This window comes from Leptospira ognonensis, assembly GCF_004770745.1.
GTDB classification, from domain to species: Bacteria; Spirochaetota; Leptospiria; order Leptospirales; family Leptospiraceae; genus Leptospira_A; species Leptospira_A ognonensis.
Window position 1 is genome coordinate 1 of sequence record NZ_RQGD01000011.1, and the last position, 785, is coordinate 785.

Consider the following 785-nt stretch of genomic DNA (forward strand, 5'->3'; position numbering starts at 1 on the left):
ATTTTGAAATCTTGTATTTCAATTTCACCATAATCGATTATTTCAATTATTTTATATATATATATTTTATCACGAAAAATAAAAAGGAAGAAATTGTTAAAAAAGCTGCATTGTTTTCTGAAGCTATGATAAATTTCATAAAAATATTTTCTTCCTTGAGCGTTTTAATACGAAATGATTTCGATGAAATTATTAATCTTTTCCATAAGAAGGATGCAAGAAAAATGTTCTTGAAATCAGAATTCAACAATATTCTTAATAAGCATTCAAAGAAATCAGATATTGATTCTGATTATTTTAATCTAAATACTTTATCTCAATCCGATCAAAGAAAAGTATTGGAATTAATACTTCTCAGTAACGATGCTTCAGATTTTTTGAATAATGAAAAAATAAGTAATTGTTATTATAAACTAGAAGTACACCACTTATTTCCTCATTCAAAGTATAAAGACAATTGTATTTTTTTACTAACCTTAATCTCGGAAGAAAGCAACAGACAATTAAAGGATTTAAATTTGGAAGAACAGAGGAGGAAAATTGGTATCAAGAAGAAAACGCTCCTTGAAAAACATTTAATACCAACAGAAGAGTATGAGAGAAAATCTTTTATTGATAAACGAGCGAAACTATTTTCTGATGAGATAAGGAAATATTATTGAATAAATTACTGCGCATAACTGCGGCTGACACGCTCCGCTCGGGACTATCGCCCTCGCTCGGCCTAAAGGCACATTGTCCTCCGTCACGCTTCTTGCGCTGCAAGAAGTCGCGCCGACGCTAAC

General features: G+C 30.6%; 1 protein-coding gene. It reads left to right on the forward strand.

Annotated elements, in window-relative coordinates; all coding sequences use genetic code 11:
- Positions 1 to 662, forward strand: a 662-nt coding sequence (locus tag EHQ58_RS18700; RefSeq protein ID WP_167883526.1) for a hypothetical protein, incomplete at its 5' end; no start/stop codon positions are given.
- Positions 663 to 785 lie beyond the last annotated feature (123 nt).